The 17,749-nt window shown below is 63.6% G+C and carries 21 protein-coding genes; 14 read left to right on the forward strand and 7 right to left on the reverse strand.

Annotated features, from left to right (window positions below):
• On the reverse strand, positions 1-876 hold the full coding sequence (gene dapF / locus I6F35_RS16855) for a diaminopimelate epimerase (RefSeq protein ID WP_225118803.1): 876 nt from the start codon (positions 874-876) through the stop codon (positions 1-3).
• 304 nt (positions 877-1,180) lie between these two features.
• Here dapF and I6F35_RS16860 point away from each other — a divergent pair, with 304 nt between their 5' ends.
• Both I6F35_RS16860 and I6F35_RS16865 read left to right on the forward strand, forming a co-directional pair.
• Entirely contained in the window at positions 1,181-1,894 is a 714-nt protein-coding gene (locus I6F35_RS16860) for a GyrI-like domain-containing protein (protein ID WP_225118804.1), read from the forward strand.
• A 5-nt stretch (positions 1,895-1,899) separates the two neighbouring features.
• A complete protein-coding gene (locus I6F35_RS16865; protein ID WP_225118805.1) occupies positions 1,900-2,601 on the forward strand; it encodes an SIMPL domain-containing protein in 702 nt (233 codons plus the stop codon).
• A 53-nt stretch (positions 2,602-2,654) separates the two neighbouring features.
• Here the strand turns inward: I6F35_RS16865 and I6F35_RS16870 are convergent, their stop codons facing one another.
• Entirely contained in the window at positions 2,655-3,719 is a 1,065-nt protein-coding gene (locus I6F35_RS16870) for an MBL fold metallo-hydrolase (RefSeq protein ID WP_225118806.1), read from the reverse strand.
• Positions 3,720-4,168: 449 nt separating this feature from the next.
• On the opposite strand from I6F35_RS16870, the gene ffh reads away from it, so the two are divergent.
• The 7 genes from ffh to I6F35_RS16905 all read left to right on the forward strand — a co-directional run bounded on the left by ffh (position 4,169) and on the right by I6F35_RS16905 (position 10,108).
• Positions 4,169-5,716, forward strand: coding sequence for a signal recognition particle protein (gene ffh, locus I6F35_RS16875; RefSeq protein WP_225118807.1), 1,548 nt, complete (start codon positions 4,169-4,171; stop codon positions 5,714-5,716).
• Between the two features lie 138 nt (positions 5,717-5,854).
• A complete protein-coding gene (gene rpsP, locus I6F35_RS16880; protein WP_225118808.1) occupies positions 5,855-6,190 on the forward strand; it encodes a 30S ribosomal protein S16 in 336 nt (111 codons plus the stop codon).
• An 18-nt stretch (positions 6,191-6,208) separates the two neighbouring features.
• Positions 6,209-6,751, forward strand: a complete 543-nt coding sequence (gene rimM / locus I6F35_RS16885) for a ribosome maturation factor RimM (protein ID WP_225118809.1) — start codon at positions 6,209-6,211, stop codon at positions 6,749-6,751.
• Between the two features lie 68 nt (positions 6,752-6,819).
• A complete protein-coding gene (trmD, locus tag I6F35_RS16890; protein ID WP_225118810.1) occupies positions 6,820-7,542 on the forward strand; it encodes a tRNA (guanosine(37)-N1)-methyltransferase TrmD in 723 nt (240 codons plus the stop codon).
• A gap of 107 nt (positions 7,543-7,649) precedes the next feature.
• Positions 7,650-8,039, forward strand: coding sequence for a 50S ribosomal protein L19 (rplS, locus tag I6F35_RS16895; protein WP_225118811.1), 390 nt, complete (start codon positions 7,650-7,652; stop codon positions 8,037-8,039).
• A 352-nt stretch (positions 8,040-8,391) separates the two neighbouring features.
• Positions 8,392-9,798 carry a 3-isopropylmalate dehydratase large subunit gene (gene leuC / locus I6F35_RS16900; protein WP_225118812.1) on the forward strand — a complete coding sequence of 469 codons (1,407 nt, stop codon included), beginning with the start codon at positions 8,392-8,394 and terminating at the stop codon, positions 9,796-9,798.
• A 100-nt stretch (positions 9,799-9,898) separates the two neighbouring features.
• Entirely contained in the window at positions 9,899-10,108 is a 210-nt protein-coding gene (locus I6F35_RS16905) for a hypothetical protein (protein ID WP_225118813.1), read from the forward strand.
• Positions 10,109-10,787: 679 nt separating this feature from the next.
• Here the strand turns inward: I6F35_RS16905 and I6F35_RS16910 are convergent.
• Positions 10,788-11,009, reverse strand: coding sequence for a hypothetical protein (locus tag I6F35_RS16910; protein WP_225118814.1), 222 nt, complete (start codon positions 11,007-11,009; stop codon positions 10,788-10,790).
• A 217-nt stretch (positions 11,010-11,226) separates the two neighbouring features.
• On the reverse strand, positions 11,227-11,553 hold the full coding sequence (locus I6F35_RS16915; RefSeq protein ID WP_225118815.1) for a hypothetical protein: 327 nt from the start codon (positions 11,551-11,553) through the stop codon (positions 11,227-11,229).
• Between the two features lie 102 nt (positions 11,554-11,655).
• On the opposite strand from I6F35_RS16915, the gene I6F35_RS16920 reads away from it, so the two are divergent.
• The 3 genes from I6F35_RS16920 to I6F35_RS16930 all read left to right on the forward strand — a co-directional run bounded on the left by I6F35_RS16920 (position 11,656) and on the right by I6F35_RS16930 (position 13,646).
• Positions 11,656-12,054 carry a metallopeptidase family protein gene (locus tag I6F35_RS16920; protein ID WP_225118816.1) on the forward strand — a complete coding sequence of 133 codons (399 nt, stop codon included), beginning with the start codon at positions 11,656-11,658 and terminating at the stop codon, positions 12,052-12,054.
• A gap of 141 nt (positions 12,055-12,195) precedes the next feature.
• The gene (leuD, locus tag I6F35_RS16925; protein WP_225118817.1) at positions 12,196-12,801 is read left to right on the forward strand and encodes a 3-isopropylmalate dehydratase small subunit; all 606 of its coding nucleotides are present in this window, start codon (positions 12,196-12,198) and stop codon (positions 12,799-12,801) included.
• Positions 12,802-12,860: 59 nt separating this feature from the next.
• Positions 12,861-13,646 carry a capsular polysaccharide synthesis protein gene (locus I6F35_RS16930; protein WP_225118818.1) on the forward strand — a complete coding sequence of 262 codons (786 nt, stop codon included), beginning with the start codon at positions 12,861-12,863 and terminating at the stop codon, positions 13,644-13,646.
• 3 nt (positions 13,647-13,649) lie between these two features.
• Here the strand turns inward: I6F35_RS16930 and I6F35_RS16935 are convergent, their stop codons facing one another.
• A complete protein-coding gene (locus I6F35_RS16935) occupies positions 13,650-14,528 on the reverse strand; it encodes a CoA ester lyase (protein ID WP_225118819.1) in 879 nt (292 codons plus the stop codon).
• Between the two features lie 95 nt (positions 14,529-14,623).
• Between I6F35_RS16935 and I6F35_RS16940 the strand changes: the two genes are divergently transcribed.
• Positions 14,624-15,274 (forward strand): carbonic anhydrase, encoded by a 651-nt coding sequence (locus tag I6F35_RS16940; protein ID WP_225118820.1) that lies wholly within the window; start codon positions 14,624-14,626, stop codon positions 15,272-15,274.
• On the opposite strand, the gene I6F35_RS16945 is transcribed toward I6F35_RS16940, so the two are convergent.
• On the reverse strand, positions 15,271-15,822 hold the full coding sequence (locus I6F35_RS16945) for a TIGR00645 family protein (RefSeq protein WP_225118821.1): 552 nt from the start codon (positions 15,820-15,822) through the stop codon (positions 15,271-15,273). The two genes, I6F35_RS16940 and I6F35_RS16945, sit on opposite strands and share 4 nt — an antisense overlap.
• 40 nt (positions 15,823-15,862) lie before the next feature.
• Positions 15,863-16,897, reverse strand: coding sequence for an aspartate-semialdehyde dehydrogenase (locus I6F35_RS16950; protein WP_225118822.1), 1,035 nt, complete (start codon positions 16,895-16,897; stop codon positions 15,863-15,865).
• Between the two features lie 362 nt (positions 16,898-17,259).
• On the opposite strand from I6F35_RS16950, the gene I6F35_RS16955 reads away from it, so the two are divergent.
• Positions 17,260-17,655: a hypothetical protein gene (locus tag I6F35_RS16955; protein WP_225118823.1), complete on the forward strand. Its 396-nt coding sequence runs from the start codon at positions 17,260-17,262 to the stop codon at positions 17,653-17,655.
• Positions 17,656-17,749: the final 94 nt, after the last annotated feature.

Genomic DNA, 17,749 nt, shown 5'->3' on the forward strand with positions numbered 1-17,749 from the left:
TCAGGCGACGCTGGCGAACAGCGCCGGATCGAAGCGACCCTCATATTCGAAGGTCGCCGTCCCCGTCATCAGCACGTGGTCGTCGCGCTCGCGCCATTCGATATTGAGCTTGCCGCCGGGCAGCGTGATCTCGACGGTGCGGCCCGCGCGCTTCAGCCGCGCTGCCGCCACCGCAGTCGCGCAGGCCGCCGAGCCGCAGGCCTTGGTCAGGCCCGCCCCGCGCTCCCAGGTCCGGATCGTGATGTGATCGGGGTCGACGATATGGGCGAGCGTGATGTTGGCGCGCTCCGGAAAAATCGGATGATTTTCCAGCAGTGGTCCGAAGCGGGACAGGTCATAGGCATTGACATCTTCGACCCAGAAGATCGCGTGCGGATTGCCCATGCTGACGACCGAGGGCGAATGCAGGATCGGCGCATCGATCGGCCCGACCTGCAATTCGATGTAACGCGTGTCGCGAAACTCCTCGGCAAGCGGAATATCCTGCCAGCCGAATTTCGGCGCACCCATGTCGACGGTGTAGAGATCGGGCGCCGGGCCCTGCCAGCAATTGATGAGCCCGGCGCGAGTTTCGAAGGTGGCGGCGGTCTGCCCGGTCTTCTCGAACTCACGGCGCACCACGCAGCGCATGCCATTGCCGCAGGCGCCCGCTTCCGAGCCGTCATTGTTGTAGATCTTGATAAAGGCTTCCGTTCCCGAGAGCCGTGGCGGCTGCAGCACCATGAGCTGGTCGTAGGGCACGCCGCCGGCCGGGACCGCCACCGCGCGGGCATCGTCCGGCGTCACGGCTGCCTTCGAATGGCGCATGTCGACCACGACGATCTCGTTGCCGATACCGTTCATCTTGGCGAATGCGTGGTTGGCGAGCGCGCTCATGGAATTTCCTAATTTATGCCTGCCTTATATGGCGAATGGAGCCGGATTGGCCAGAGCATGATCCAGACCCGGAGGGCCGCGCCCGGTGCAAAGCGGCGGCGATCTCCGAAAAAGATTCCGCTCAGACAGAAAGATAGAGCGGAATGATGTCTCAAAGAGACGCTATTCATTCCGCGCCCGCGGCCGCCCATGGCGCAAGTGTCATGGGACGAAAGCGGAACTTGCGTGTTAGGACTATCGCACCTTGCGGACGTCAGCCGGGACGCACAGGCGGCCGCTCGGTATGGGGATGGAGAATATCAAGATGATTCGGTTCGACAGTTTCCGCGGCCTCCTGGTCGCGCTGATCCCGGCAGTCGTGATCGCCTCGGGCAGTGCGACGCTGGCGCAAGCGCCGGCTCCCGCCGCCTCGCCTTCGCCGGCACCTTCGGCCTCGCCGGTGCCGCCCGCACCTGCCGCCTCGCCGGCCCCGCCGCCGGCCGAGACCAAATCGCCGGCCGACACTCCGTCAGCCGCCCAGAGCCCGACGCCGCCAACCTCCGCGCCGGTGCAGACCGCCGATCCCTTTGGCGAGGAGTTCACGCTGGAGCCGAAGAAAGTTGTCACGATGAAGGGCAACGCCAACTGGGACTCGGCGTTCGACGCCCTGGTCGACTCGCTGAAGGCGCTGACGGCGCTGCTGGACAAGCAGAACATCAAGCCGACGGGCAATCCGTTGATCGTCTACACCTCGACCGACGACACCGGCTTCACCTTCATCGCGGAAATCCCTGTCGACCAGGAGGTGAAGAACCTCGGCAAGAACATGAGCATGGGCAATTCGCCTGACGGCAAGGCGCTGAAATTCGTCCACCGCGGCTCCTACGACAACATGGACAATACCTACGAGGCGATCACCAACCACCTCGACGACAAGAAACTCGAGGCAAAAGACACCTTTATCGAGGAATACACCACAGATCCGCTGAAGACGGCGGAAGACAAGCTGGTGATCAACGTCTACGTACCCCTGAAGTAAAGCGAATGAAACAGCTGATTGCCCTTGCGGCGCTGGCGCTAGCGGCATCGCCTGCCCTGGCGCAGACCGTCCCGCCGCCCGCGATTTCCGTGAACGGCGAAGCCACCATCTCGGCCGTGCCCGACCAGGCCGAGATCGACGCCGGCGTGACCTCGGAAGCCAAGACCGCGCGCGAGGCGTCCGACATCAACAATGCTGCAATGGGCAAGGTGCTGCTGGCGCTGAAAGGCGCCGGCATCGATGAGAAGGACTACCAGACCGCGCGCCTATCGCTGCAGCCGCAATATCCCTCGGGGCCAACAAGCCGGCCCGGACCGGCAACGATCTCCGGCTATCGTGCGACCAACCGCGTGACGATCAAGGTGCGCGACATCACCAAGATCGCGGGCCTGATCGATGTCCTGGTCGGCGCCGGCGCCAACGAGATCGGCGGCATCGGCTTCATCGTCTCGCAGGCTTCGAAGCTGCTTGACGACGCCCGCGAAAAGGCCATCGCCGACGCGCGCCGCAAGGCGGAAATCTACGCCAGGGCGGCTGGCGTCACGCTCGGCGACGCGCTCAGCATTTCGGAAGGCGGGCCGCCACCGACGCCGTTCTTCCGCGGCAAGGTGGCAGCGCCAATGGCGGCATCAGCCCCCGTTGCGCCCGGCGAGGAGACGCTGTCGGTCACGGTGAACGTGTCCTGGGCGATCAAGCCGAAGGAGTAAGGCAAGCCGAACCGATAAGGCTGTCGTCCCGGGCTTGACCCGGGACGACGGAGTCAGATCTCAAACACCTGCCCCGGCTTGAGCACCGCGAATTTGTCCCGCGGCACTTCCGCCTGATCCAGCGCCTCTTGAAGCGCGATCGCCGGGGCATCGATGCCTTCATCGGTGAGCTGGAACGTACCGTGGTGGTGCGCCAGCGCCTGCGCGGCGCCGCAATCGGCGAACGCCTTCACCGCGTCGGCCGGATTCATGTGCTGGTCGCGCATGAACCAGCGCGGCTCGTAGGCGCCGATCGGCAGGATCGCGAGCCGCAGCGGGCCGTGCGCCTCGGCGACACGGCGAAAATGCCCGCCATCGCCATAGCCGGAATCGCAGACGATGTAGAGTTTGCCGGCCGGCGTCTCCAGCACGAAACTCGCCCACAGCGCCTTGTTGCGGTCGAACAGCCCGCGTGCCGACCAATGCCGCGTCGGCACCAGCGTCACCGCGAGGCCGTTGCCGAGTTCGACGCGATCCTGCCAATCGAACGCTTCGGCTTTGATCGCGCGGTCCGCCTCGCGCATGGTGGCGTCGTTGCCGAGCGGCGTGATCACGCGCGGCGAGAACTTTGCCGCAAGCTTCGACAATGTCGCGACATCGAGATGGTCGTAATGGCCGTGCGACACCAGCACGACATCGATCTCGGGCAATGCCTCGAAGGCGATGCCGGGATCGTTGTGCCGCTTCGGCCCCGCCCAGGAGAATGGCGAGGCGCGCAGCGACCACACCGGATCGACCAATATGTTCAGTCCCGCAGTCTGGATCAGCCAGCTCACATGGCCGACAAAGGATAGCCGCATCTTGTCGCCCTCGACCCGCGGTGGCGGCGTATCGGCGTACGGACTTGGCACCCAATCGGGCCAGGCCACGCGCTTGCGTTCGCCGCCGAACTGCCAGCGCAGCACCTCGCCGAGCGACTTCGGTGGTGCGCCATTGGGATCGAAGAAGTGCAAACCATCGAAATGATCGGAAGCGGGGCCGTCATAGGTCTTCATGCGGGTTATCCAAACCGACGGCACGCCAATCGCGGCGGCAGCGCCGGCGAGCAGTCCAAAGATGCGGCGACGGGTGATGGGCACGGCCTTAAGTCACGGGCTGGTGGCGTAGCCATTTATATTGCACCGGCTACACAAATCGGAACTCACATTCGAAACATAAGTATTTTCATGCTGTTACGGGTTCAATTCGGGCGACGTCACCCGACTTTTCCTTGACTTTCGCCGAAAGCGGGGGTTTAACCCCGTCACTTTCTCGGAAAGATCGTTCTTTTCGACCCGCCGACCGGCCCGTGAGACCGGAGGTCAACGCCCGACAGCGCTGTGCGCCCTCGGGCGCGAGAGTGTTTGGAACATCGTCTTGGCAGGGCGCCGAGACACACTACGTCGTCATCACCCGCGAAGGCGGGTGATCCAGTAACCCGGAATGGCTCGGCTGGAAACGAGACGCCGCGGCGTACTGCATACCCCGCCTTCGCGGCGTATGACGGAAGTAACTGAGGTGCCTGCGGGCGCAACAAAGGACAACGGCATTGTTCGACAATCTGTCGGAAAAGCTTGGTGGCATCCTTGATCGGCTCACGGGGCGCGGTGCGCTCACCGAAAAGGATGTCGACGCCGCGATGCGCGAAGTGCGCCGCGCGCTGCTCGAGGCTGACGTCGCGCTCGAGGTTGTCAGAAGTTTCACCGAGCGCGTGCGCGAGCAGGCGGTCGGCGCCACCGTCGTCAAGTCGGTCACGCCAGGCCAGATGGTGGTCAAGATCGTCCATGACGAACTGGTCGCCACGCTCGGCGCCGACGGCCAGACCATCGACCTCAACTCGGTGCCGCCGGTTCCGATCATGATGGTCGGCCTGCAAGGCTCCGGCAAGACCACGACGACCGCAAAACTCGCCCGCCGCATGGTCCAGCGCGACAAGCGCAAGGTGCTGATGGCGTCGCTCGACGTCTATCGTCCGGCGGCGATGGAGCAATTGGCCGTGCTCGGCCGCGACCTCGATATCCCGACCCTGCCGATCGTCGCCGGCCAGAAACCGCCGCAGATCGCGCGGCGCGCGATCGAGGCCGGCAAGCTCGGCGGCTACGACGTCGTGCTGCTCGACACCGCCGGCCGCACCACGCTCGACGAAGAGATGATGACGGAAGCGGCCGAGATCAAAGCCGTCGCCAATCCGCATGAAGTGCTGCTGGTCGCGGACTCCCTCACCGGTCAGGACGCCGTCAATCTCGCGCGCTCGTTCGACCAGCGCGTCGGGCTCACCGGCATCGTGCTGACGCGCGTCGACGGCGACGGCCGCGGCGGCGCCGCACTGTCGATGCGTGCGGTCACCGGCAAGCCGATCAAGCTGATCGGCACCGGCGAAAAGACCGACGCGCTGGAGGACTTCCATCCGAGCCGCATCGCCGGCCGCATCCTCGGCATGGGCGACGTGGTGTCGCTGGTCGAGCGTGCCGCGGCCAATATCGACGCCGAGAAGGCCGCGCGCACCGCCGAGCGGATGCGCAAGGGCCAGTTCGACCTCAACGACATGCGCGAGCAGCTCATGCAGATGGCGAATATGGGCGGCATCAGCGGCCTGATGGGCATGATGCCGGGCATTGCGAAAATGAAGAACCAGATCGCCGCCGCCGGGATCGACGACAAGATCCTGAAGCGCCAGGTCGCGATCATCGATTCGATGACGCGGCAGGAGCGCAAGAACCCGGACATCCTCAAGGCCAGCCGCAAGAAGCGCATTGCCGCAGGCGCCGGCCAGAACGTCGAGCAGGTCAACAAGCTGCTGAAGATGCACCGGAACATGTCCGACATGATGAAGGCCATGGGCTCAGGCAAACGCGGCCCGCTGGCCGGCATCGCGCAGGCGATGGGCTTTGGCGGCGGCATGAAGCCGCCCTCGCCGGAAGAGATGAAGGCATTGGCCGAGAAGATGCAGGGCGCGCCCGGTGGCGGCCTGCCGAACCTGCCGAAAGAACTTCCCGTCGGCCTGCGTCAGGGCCTGCCGAATCTGCCGGGCCTCACCGGCCTCAGCGGCAAGCCGACGCTGCCGGGCCTCGGCGGCTTTCCGGGGAAGAAGAAATGACCTCTTTCGTCATTGCGAGCGTAGCGAAGCAATCCATGCCTCAGCATGTGGCGCTGTGGATTGCTTCGTCGCTCCGCTCCTCGCAATGACGGCGTAACTGACCAACATCCAAATCAAACCACTTATCAGGAGAACCAAATGTCAGTCGTTATCCGTCTCGCGCGCGCCGGCACCAAGAAGCGTCCGGTCTATCACGTCGTCGTCGCCGACTCGCGCTTTCCGCGCGACGGCCGCTTCATCGAGCGGCTCGGCCATTTCAATCCGCTGCTGCCGAAGGACAGCGAGTTGCGGCTGAAGCTCGACATGGACAAGGTGAAGGCCTGGCTTGCCAAGGGCGCGCAGCCGTCGGACCGTGTCACCCGCTTCCTCGACGCCGCCGGCGTGGTCAAGCGCGCCCCGCGCAACAACCCGGAGAAGGCCGTGCCGCGCAAGGAGCGCAAGGCCCAGGCCGAAGCCGCCGCCAAGTCGGCGTAATCTTTTCGGCGCATGACGGTGCCCGCACCGGTTTGCGTCGCTCGGATCGGCGCTGCGCATGGCGTGCGCGGCGCCGTTAAACTTTGGACCTTCACTGAAGACCCGCTGGCCGTGAAGCATTACGGCCCGCTCTTCACCAGGGATGGCGCGCGCCAGTTCGAGCTGGCGCATGTCCGTGAGGCCAGGGATCATCTGGTCGCGACGTTCAAAGGCGTATCGACGCGCGACGAAGCCGAACGGCTCAACGGCCTCGAGCTCTACGTTCCGCGCGAAAGATTGCCGGAAACGGACGATGATGAATACTACCACGCTGACCTGATTGGGCTTGCCGCGGTGACCACCGCCGACCAGCCGCTCGGCAAGGTCATCGCGATCCATAATTTCGGCGCCGGTGACATCATCGAGATCGCGCCGCCGCAGGGTGCAACGATGATGCTGCCGTTCACCAACGCGGTGGTGCCGACCGTCGATCTCGCCGGCGGACGCGTGATCGTCGAAATGCCTGGTGAAATCGAGGGCGAAGAAGCGTCCTCTGATCATCCCCGCGCAGACACGAGATAGTATCCGTAGCCCGGATGGAGCGCAGCGCAATCCGGGGCCAATTGCACCGCTGCCCCCTGATGCACCCGATGACCGATCAGACTATCTGGCGCGCCACCGTCCTGACCCTGTTCCCGGAGATGTTTCCCGGGCCGCTCGGCGTCAGCCTTGCCGGCAGGGCGCTCTCCTCCGGCCTGTGGGCGCTGGAGGCACGGGACATCAGGGATTCCGCGACCGACAAGCATCGCAGCGTCGACGATACCCCGGCGGGCGGCGGGCCCGGCATGGTGCTTCGAGCGGACATCCTGGCGGCAGCCATCGATGCCGCCGGGATCACGCCGGACCGGCCGCGGCTCTTGATGAGCCCGCGGGGTCGGCCATTGACCCAGTCGCTCGTCGTGGAACTCGCGTCCGGCCCGGGTCCCCTGATCGTCTGCGGCCGTTTCGAGGGCGTCGACCAGCGGGTGATCGAGGCACGCGGGCTGAAGGAGGTCTCGATCGGGGACTATGTACTCTCAGGCGGGGAAATCGCTGCCATGGCCCTGATCGACGCCTGCGTGCGACTTTTGCCGGGGGTGATGGGCAAGCAGGCCTCGGGAGTGGATGAGAGCTTCTCCGAAGGACTACTGGAATACCCCCAATATACCCGCCCGCAGGAGTTCGAGGGCCGCCAGATCCCGGAAATCCTGACCTCCGGCGATCACGCCAAGGTCGCAGCATGGCGAAAGGCCCAATCCGAGGCCCTGACCCGATCGAGGCGGCCGGATTTATGGGCCGCGCGGCGCGGCACAAAAAACACGACAGACGGGTGACAAAGCCCGCGCTTTGCCTTATACGAGCGCCCAAATCCGCAATCAGGATAGACGGAATTCTTGCGCAGCCCGCACCGGTGCTGGGCGCGCCGCCGATGGAGATTTCAATGAACCTCATCCAGCAGCTCGAAAAAGAGCAGTACGACAAGCTCGCCGCGACCAAGCAGATCCCGGAATTCGCGCCCGGCGACACCGTGATCGTCAACGTCAAGGTGGTCGAAGGCGAACGCACCCGCGTGCAGGCCTATGAGGGCGTCTGCATCGGCCGCTCCGGCTCCGGCCTCAACGAGAGCTTCACGGTGCGCAAGATCTCCTATGGCGAGGGCGTGGAGCGTGTCTTCCCGGTGATGTCGCCAATGATCGACTCGATCAAGGTGGTGCGCCGCGGCAAGGTCCGTCGCGCCAAACTTTATTATCTGCGCGGCCTGCGCGGCAAGTCGGCCCGCATCGTCGAGAAGCAGGACAAGCAGGACCGTGCTGCTGCCGTCAACGAGTAAGCCTCCATCCGAAAACGCGGATGTGACGGAAAGCGCGGGGGGCCTCCCCGCGCTTTTTTGTTACGGCATACCTATTTGTACAGCGGCCCCGCGCAATCGATTGATTGTCGCCGTGGATGGCCCTGTGTTAGAAATTTGAAATGGTTCTAGATCAGACCAGCAAAGCCAGCATACGTGTCGCACGAATCGTGATCGACGATCGCTCGCGGCTGCCTGGCCGATTCTTCGGACGCTTTGCGACCTCGGCAACGTCAGAGCTTAGACGCGCAGCTTGATTGCTGCGCCGCCTTTCGTTTGCCCCGGCGTGTGATCGCGCCGATCCGTTACCACAACATTGCTGGAGCTCACGCTCATGTCGAAACCGACCACCCTGTACGACAAGATCTGGAACGACCATCTGGTGCACGAAGCCGAAGACGGCACCTGCCTGCTCTATATCGACCGCCATCTGGTGCACGAAGTCACTTCGCCTCAGGCGTTCGAAGGCCTGCGCGTCAGCGGCCGCAAGGTGCACGCGCCGCAGAAGACGCTGGCCGTCGTCGATCACAACGTGCCGACCACCGACCGCACCAAGCCCAACCCCGATCCTGAGAGCATCGAGCAGATCAAGGCGCTCGCCGAGAACGCCAAGGAATTCGGCATCGAATATTACAACGAGTTCGACAAGCGCCAGGGCATCGTCCACGTCATCGGCCCCGAGCAGGGGTTCACGCTGCCGGGCACCACCATCGTCTGCGGCGACAGCCACACCTCGACGCATGGCGCGTTCGGCGCGCTCGCGCATGGCATCGGCACGTCAGAGGTCGAGCATGTGCTGGCGACCCAGACGCTGATCCAGAAGAAGGCCAAGAACATGCGCGTCACCGTCGACGGCAAATTGCCCGAAGGCGTGACCGGCAAGGACATCATCCTCGCCATCATCGGCGAGATCGGCACCGCCGGCGGCACCGGCTACGTGCTGGAATATGCCGGCGAGGCAATCCGCGCGCTGTCGATGGAAGGCCGCATGACCGTCTGCAACATGTCGATCGAGGGCGGCGCGCGCGCCGGCCTGGTCGCGCCCGACGAAAAGGCGTTCGACTTCCTGCGCGGCCGTCCGAAGGCACCGAAGGCCGAGGCCTGGGATGCGGCGATGCGCTATTGGGAGACGCTGCGTTCCGATGATGGCGCGCATTTCGATCACGAGATCCGGCTCGATGCAGCAAAGCTGCCGCCGATCGTCACCTGGGGCACCTCGCCGGAGGACGTCATCTCGGTCACCGGCGTCGTGCCCGATCCGGACAAGATCGCGGACGAGGCCAAGCGTCTCTCCAAGCATCGCGCGCTGAAATATATGGGCCTGACGGCGGGCACGAAGATCACCGACATCAAGCTGGACCGTGTCTTTATCGGCTCCTGCACCAACGGCCGCATCGAGGATCTGCGCGCCGCGGCCAAGATCGCCGAGGGCAAGCACGTCAACGCCAATGTCAACGCGATGATCGTGCCGGGCTCCGGCATCGTGAAGGAGCAGGCGGAAGCGGAGGGTCTCGACAAGATCTTCATCAAGGCGGGCTTTGAATGGCGCGAGCCGGGCTGCTCGATGTGCCTGGCCATGAACCCCGACAAGCTGAAGCCGGAAGAGCGCTGCGCCTCCACCTCGAACCGCAACTTCGAGGGACGCCAGGGCTTCAAGGGCCGCACCCACCTGGTGTCGCCGGCGATGGCGGCGGCCGCAGCAATCACCGGGCACTTCGTCGATGTGAGGGATTGGCGGTAACCGCCTTCTCTCAAGCTCGACTGATCTTGGAAACGCCTCGTTAAACAGCGGGGCGCAGACTGGCTCCTTGCGAAACGCACCCTTTCGCCAGGAGCCAGCCATGGCCGACAAGCGCGAATACGTCGATATGATCAGCGAGGCGACGCGCCAGAACCGGCGCCGAGCCATGCCGCGCGTGACCGATCCGGCACCGGTCGCAAAGGAGACCTCGCGCCTCAGCCACTGGCCACCGGACCGCTGGGCCCAATGGCGAATGGAGAACCTGACGCCCTGGAGGCTGAAGTCCTGGAAGTTCAGGGACTGGGACTGATGCACCGCACCGATTTGAGAGGTCGATTTCGCGACTGACTTGTCATGCCCGGGCTTGACCCGGGCATCCGCATCTGCCGCAGTTCGCTGCTAAATGCCCAACGATGATTGCGCCGCGTCAGCGGCGTGTCGTCGCGCATGTTCGGTCGCTCCTGTCACGACGTCAGAGATAACGAAGTGAACGCCCTATAAATACGAAGCGTGCGCCGCGATCGCCCTCTGCTTGGGAGGCTTTCCATCTTCACCACCACCACGGGTCATGCCGGAAGCCGAATGCGTACGGGACCAGCCTGTCATATGGATATGGTCGGAAGTAGTAGGGCTGCGTGTAAGTGCGAACGTGAGGCTGATAGGGCCTGTAATGGAAGCCCGCATAGGACCGATCAACGTTTCGGTAGTATGGCCTGTAGCGGCGCGCACTGAGATCCGTGGCTTTGCCTGTGTCGGCCGTTTCCGTGACGATCCGCTGCTGCGCTGCTGCCCTCGTCGTCAGCGACAGCGTTGATGCCAATGCCAATACACCTACGACGAACGCTATACCGATCCAACTTTTCATGACAGGACTCCTTGAAGCAATCGGGCGGGCGATAAGGAAGCCATCATGCCGATTTCGCGGCCAAAATCAAAACAGGCCCGTTGCTAACGGGCCTGTGCGCTCTGCGTTGAATGCCCCGTGCCCGTTAGCGGCGCCAGTGGCGGCGAGGATGCGGGCGGTGCCAACGGTGATGGCGGCGGGGATGCCAGCGCACTTCGGTCGTCCCCGACATCTGCCTCGGAGCATCCTGAACCGCAGCAGCGGCGCCGGGGCTGTTCAGCGAGAGCGCCTGAGCGCGCTCACCCGGCACGGCAAGAGCAAGCAGTGAACCGGCAGCAACCAGCCCCAGAAGTTTCATCACCTTCATTTTTTTCTCCCAAAGGTCCTCGGATGTCACGTCTGCAGCCGTCGACTCGGGTCAAGTCAAGCCAGGCTGCCGCGACGCAGATCGCGAACAGAAGCGGACGACGTGAATGTGGAGGGAATGACCTGCGCCGCGAACGTGAACGCTGATTGCCGGGTTCAGTTCCTTGATAAAGTCAGGTTTTTGACAAAGGTCTGAGCGGCAATACCGCGAAGGGGAGCTAGCCGGGACGCCAGAAGCAGTGCATGCGCGGCGTGATCACGGTTCCGCTCGGCCGGTATTCCTGCACATAGGTGGCTGTGCAATCGCGCACGGCATTCGGGCCCGGATTGTAGCGCGGGATGACGTCCGGTTCCCAATGATCCTCACGGTAGATCGGAATGCGGCGCAGCGGTCGCCGACGCTGCGCCGAGGCGTCTGAAATGGTGGACCCAGCCGCCTGCGCGGCCTGCCTCGCCGATGGCGCCGTTTGCGCCTGCGCGCTTGCGACCGGCACCAAGGCTCCCGCCAAAGCCGCCAGTAGCGCTCCCGTCACGATCCGCTTCATCACGCCCACCCAAATCCCGTTCGCGGGCCGTACGGTCTCCGATTGCCGCGACAAGGTCAACAGCGCTGGCGCCCTGTGCGAAACTCGCGCTAAACAGATGCCATGTGGACCGCAGCCAAGGCACCGTCGCTCGCCGAAATGGAAGCGATGGCGCATGACGTTTTCGAGCGCCTGCCCAAACGTTTTCGCAGCCTTTGCGAAGGCGTGATCATCCGCGTCGACGATTTCCCGACCAACGAGGTGATGGACGAGATGGGCTGTGAAAGCGAATTCGATTTGCTCGGCCTGTTCCAGGGGGTCGGTCTTCCGCACCAGAGCCATGGCGACATCCCGCACCTGCCCAACATGATCTGGCTCTACCGCCGGCCGATCCTCGACTATTGGGCCGAGCACGAGGAGACGCTCGGTCACATCGTCCGCCACGTCCTGGTCCACGAGATCGGCCACCACTTCGGCCTCTCGGACGCCGATATGGAGGCGATCGAGGCCGCCGCAGACTAAAGCGTTTTCGAGCGAGGTGGGCACCGGTTCGCGTGAAGAAAACGCGTCGAACAAAGGCCCCATGCGTAAATTGACCTTTTTTGCAGGGGGTTTTTCGGGATAGATAACCCTGTCCCAACTATGAACCGGGAAGTGCGACCGATGGAAAAATTCACCAAGCTGGAGGGCGTCGCGGCGCCGCTGAAGATCATCAATGTCGACACCGACATGATCATCCCCAAGCAGTACCTGAAGACCATCAAGCGCACCGGCCTTGGCAAGGGGCTTTTCTCGGAGCAGCGCTACAAGGACGACGGCAGCGAGAATCCTGATTTCGTGCTCAACAAGCCGGCCTATCGCAATGCCAAGATCCTGGTCGCCGGCGACAATTTCGGCTGCGGCTCGAGCCGCGAGCACGCGCCCTGGGCGCTGCTCGACTTCGGCATCCGCTGCGTGATCTCGACCTCGTTCGGCGACATCTTCTACAATAACTGCTTCAAGAACGGCATCCTGCCGATCCGCGTGACCCAGGAAGACCTCGACAAGCTGTTCGACGACGCCGAGCGCGGCGCCAACGCGACGCTGACGATCGACCTGGCGAACCAGGAAATCCGCGGACCCGACGGCGGCGCGGTGAAGTTCGAGATCGACCCGTTCCGCAAGCACTGCCTGATCAACGGCCTCGACGATATCGGGCTGACGATGGAAAAGAAGTCGTCGATCGACGACTACGAGGCCAAGGCCAGCCGCGAGCGCGCCTGGGCCTGATCTCTCCTGAGAGAGCTTCGACCCCAATGCTGAGGCTCTCTTGTTGACAGGGACGGCGCATGCGTCCGGACGTCGTCACCTTCTGGCATGGGCCGCTCGACCGACTGCGGCTGACCTGCCTGCGTTCGCAGGTCGCTGCCGGCCACAAGGTCACCGTCTACAGTTTCGATCCGCTGCCCGGCCTGCCTGACGGCGTCGGCAATGCCGAGGCCGAAGCGATTCTGCCGCATGCATTCTCCGAGAAATTGCGCCCGCCACAGCCCGACGGAAGCTGGCACGGCTGGACCATGCTGCAATTCAGCGATTTCTTCCGCATGCGGCTGATGGCCGAGCGCGCCGGCCTCTGGCTCGATGCAGATGTACTTCTGCTGAAGCCGATCGAGATCGATCCGGCCAAGCCTTATTTTGCCTGGGAGCGGCCGCGCCAACTCGGCAACTCCGTGCTCTATCTGCCGCCTGATGATCCGATCGTGCACGCTTTCGAGCGGCTGATGAAGCAGGAGGAATTGACGCCGGAGTGGCTCGCGCTTCGCCATCGCATCGTCTTCGCGCTGCGGCGCCTGCGCGGCGTTTCCGATCGTCTCTCCGACATCCGGATCTCGCTCTACGGTCCGCCGGCACTCACCGCCCTCGCCCGTCGCGCAGGGGAGCTGCAATATGCCCTCCCGAAGCAGTCGTTCTATGCCGTGCATGCCGAGCCGAAACTATTCTTCGATCCCCGCGACTTCTCGAAATTGCTCGGCAGCCCCGACGTCACCGGGCTGCACATCTCGCCGAAGGGCCGCGGCCGCGACGCGCCGATCCCGGGCAGCCTCTATGCGTGGGCGTCGGAGAAGTTTGGCTGAGCGTCAATTCCTCATCGCCGCGATTGCATCCGCAATCGCGATCGTGCGCCGCGCCATGTCGGCATGGAGCCGCTCTACCATACGGCCGTCGATCTGGATCGCGCCGCGCGAGGCATTCTCAGGCTTCTCGAACGCGGCGATGATCTTGCGCGCTTCCGCGACTTCCTCCGCCGGCGGGGTGAAGATCGCGTTGCAGGCCTCGATCTGGCCCGGATGGATCAGTGTCTTGCCGTCGAAGCCAAGATCACGCGCTTGTGCGCATTCGGCGGCGAAGCCGTCGATATTGGCGAAATCGCTATAGGGACCATCCAGGATTTCCAATCCATGCGCGCGCGTCGCCAGGATGCAATGCGTGATCATCGGGATCATGATCGCGCGGCCCGGCTGCATCTTGATCCGCGTCTCCCGCGAAATGTCGTTCGGGCCGAACACGAAACCGGCAAGCCGGGTCTCGGAATCCTTTGAGGCTGCGGCGAGTTCCTCACAATGCAGCACTGCACGCGCGGTCTCGATCATGGCCCAGACCCGGATCGAGGCATGGGCATTGATGTCGCTCAGGCGATCGGCGATCGCGTTAAGGTCGGCGACGCTGGAAACCTTGGGAACCAGGATGCCGTCGGGTTGCGCCTTGCCAGCCATGCCGATGTCGTCGACCCACCACGGCGTATCGAGGCTGTTGATCCGGATCAGCACCTCGCGCTTGCCAAAGCCCTTGGCCGCCACCGCCGCCGCGATCTGGTCGCGCGCCAGACCCTTGGCATCAGGCGCCACCGAATCCTCGAGGTCGAGGATGATGCCGTCGGCCGGCAGGTTGCGCGCCTTCTCGAGCGCCCGCGCATTGGATCCGGGCATGAACAACAGGCTGCGGCGCGGACGGGTCATGGTGGTTTCCTTTCGGGTCGCTTCCTCCGCCCTATCATTTCGGCCATCCGTTCGAAAGCCTTGTTCCGGTCATCGGCTTGTGATTAGCCAAAGCTATGGAGTTCTTTCCGAAACATCTGCTTGACGGCTACCGGGCTTTCGCCACGCAGCGGCTGCCCACGGAACAATCGCGCTACCGCGAATTGTCCGAACGCGGCCAGTCGCCCGAGGTGATGGTGATCGGCTGCTGCGATTCCCGTGTCTCGCCGGAAGTGATCTTCGACGCGGGGCCGGGTGAACTGTTCGTGGTGCGCAACGTCGCCAACCTCGTTCCCGTTTACCAGCCCGACAGCGGCACCCACGGCGTATCGGCAGCGCTGGAATATGCCGTCAACGTGCTCAAGGTGAAGCACATCGTCGTGCTCGGCCATGCCCAATGCGGCGGCATCCGCGCATTTATCGATAAAATCCAGCCGCTGTCGCCCGGCGACTTCATCGGCAAGTGGATGCAGATGTTCATCAAGCCCGGCGAAGTGGTCGAGCAGCGCGAGCACGAGACGATGCAGGATTTCACCATCCGGATCGAGAAAGCGGCGGTGTTCCGCTCGCTCGAGAACCTGATGACGTTCCCGTTCGTGCGCGAGCGGGTGCAGAAGGGCGAGATGCACCTGCACGGCGCCTATTTCGGCGTCGCCGAGGGCTCGCTGTTCGTGCTCGACCGGACGACGAAAGAGTTCCTCAGCGTGCGCGACGCCTTGCAGCGCTAATCCGCCCCGTGGCCGGCGCCCCAGCGGTCCGACAAGGCCAGGATCAGCGTCGAGAACACGAACACCAGGTGGACGCCGACCAGCCATCCCATCTTCTGCGCGTCGAAGATCGCATCGATGTTCATGAAGGCTTTCAGCACCTGGATCGCCGAGATCGCCACGATCGAGGACAGCAGCTTCTGCTTCAGACCGCCGAAATCGACCTTGGTCATCCATTCCGGCCAGTCCGGATGGCCGGCGGGATCGATTCGGGAGACGAAGTTCTCGTAGCCCGAAAACACCACGATCAGGATCAGATTGCCGGTCAACGACACGTCAATCAGACTGAGCACGCCGAGGATGATGTCGGATTCCTTGGCGTGCGGCACGTGCAGGATGAACTCCCACAATAGCGCGACGAACTTGTAGAGCAGCACGGCGAGGCTGACGACGAGGCCGAAATAGAACGGCGCCATCAGCCAGCGGCTGTTGAAGATCAGGCTTTCGAAGCCGACCTCGACGCGCTTCACCCTGGGATCAGGTCGATAGGAAGCCGGCTCGTCCGTCATCGATTCCGGCTCCTCGGTCATTCACCAAACGGCGCGGCTCTCAGGCCGCCTTCTTCTTGGCGGTGAGCAGCTTGCGGTTGATGAGGCATTCGGCGATCTGCACCGCATTCAGCGCAGCGCCTTTGCGCAGATTGTCCGACACGCACCACAGCACGAGCCCGTTCTCCACCGTCGCGTCCTCGCGGATGCGGCTGATATAGGTCGCGTCCTCACCAGCGGCCTCATAGGGCGTGACGTAGCCGCCGGGCTCCTGCTTGTCGATGACGAGACAGCCCGGCGCGTTGCGGAGAATGTTGCGCGCCTCATCGGCCGAGATCGGGTTCTCGAACTCGATATTGACGGCTTCCGAGTGGCCGACGAAGACCGGCACGCGCACGCAGGTCGCGGAGAGCTTGATCTTGGGATCAAGGATCTTCTTGGTCTCCGCCATCATCTTCCACTCTTCCTTGGTGTAGCCGTCCTCCATGAAGACGTCGATGTGGGGGATGACATTGAAGGCGATGCGCTTGGGGAATTTCTTGTTGATCAGCTCGTCATTGGTGTAGACGGCCTTGGTCTGCGAGAACAGTTCGTCCATCGCCTCCTTGCCGGCGCCGGAGACCGACTGATAGGTCGAGACCACGACGCGCTTGATCCTCGCCTTGTCGTGCAGCGGCTTCAGCGCCACCACGAGCTGCGCGGTCGAGCAGTTCGGGTTGGCGATGATGTTCTTCTTGGTGAAGCCTGCGGCTGCGTCCGCATTCACTTCGGGGACGATCAGCGGCACGTCCGGATCCATGCGCCAGGCCGACGAATTGTCGATCACGACCGCGCCGGCGGCGCCGATCTTCGGCGACCATTCCTTCGACACCGCGCCGCCCGCCGACATCAGGCAGATGTCGACGTCGGAGAAATCGTAATGCTCGAGCGCTTTGACCTTCAGGGTCCGGTCGCCATAGGAGACGTCGACGCCGACGCTGCGGCGCGAGGCCAGCGCTACCACCTCGTCAGCAGGGAATTTGCGCTCGTCCAGGATGCCGAGCATTTCCCGCCCGACATTGCCGGTCGCACCCACCACCGCGACTTTGTATCCCATGGTTCACTCTCCGAGGAAAAATGCTCGCCTGCCGCATCCGGCGGCTCAAGGAAGCGCAGCGCTTCTATGCGAGAAACGCCGTTAAGACAACGTTAGTCGTAGCACTTGCCGGTCCAGCCGCCTGTTTGGGTGACATGATGTAGTCACGCCGGCGCGGCTCGCCACCGGCTGCGCGGCACCTCCGATGATGGCGATCTCGCGGCAAGGCACTGGTTTTCATGAAACTTTTGTGCTTTCCGCGGCATTATTGCGCGCCGGTGTGGCGCATTTGACCTAGTGATGGCAGTTGCGCCGGGGCTACAATGTCGCCAAATCAGATGGGCGATCTGCCAGCCCGACGCGGGCACAGTGACGAGGGTGAAATGACTGCCAAATTTCCTGCTGCGACCAGGCTCGCGGTATCTTTTGCTACCGCCGTGGCCGTGATCGGTCTGGTCGCAAGCCCGGCCGATGCCCAGACCAAGCGCCAGCAGCAAATGCAGTATGACCGCGACGGCCGGATCACTTACGGCGCCCAGGGCCCCAACCGCTCCTACCAGCAGGGACCGCGCACCCGCGTCTTCGTGACCACCCGCTCCTGGCTCGATGCCGGCACCGAGGTGCTGCCGGGCGACCGCAAATTCCAAGATTACGCGTTTCCGTCGCCGTTCGGGTACCCGGACTTCGCGCGCGAAAACCTCAACCGGCCGATCGACCGCCAGCCGCTTAACCCGGCATCGGATTTGGGCGGCGAGCCGACCAGGTTCCCGTTGTATTGATTGCGCGACTTGTAGGGTGGGCAAAGGCGCATCGCGCCGTGCCCACTATTCGCATTCGGCTCGGGGTGGTGGGCACGCTTCGCTTTGCCACCCT

This window comes from Bradyrhizobium sp. BRP22, from assembly GCF_020194175.1.
Classification (GTDB): Bacteria; Pseudomonadota; Alphaproteobacteria; order Rhizobiales; family Xanthobacteraceae; genus Bradyrhizobium.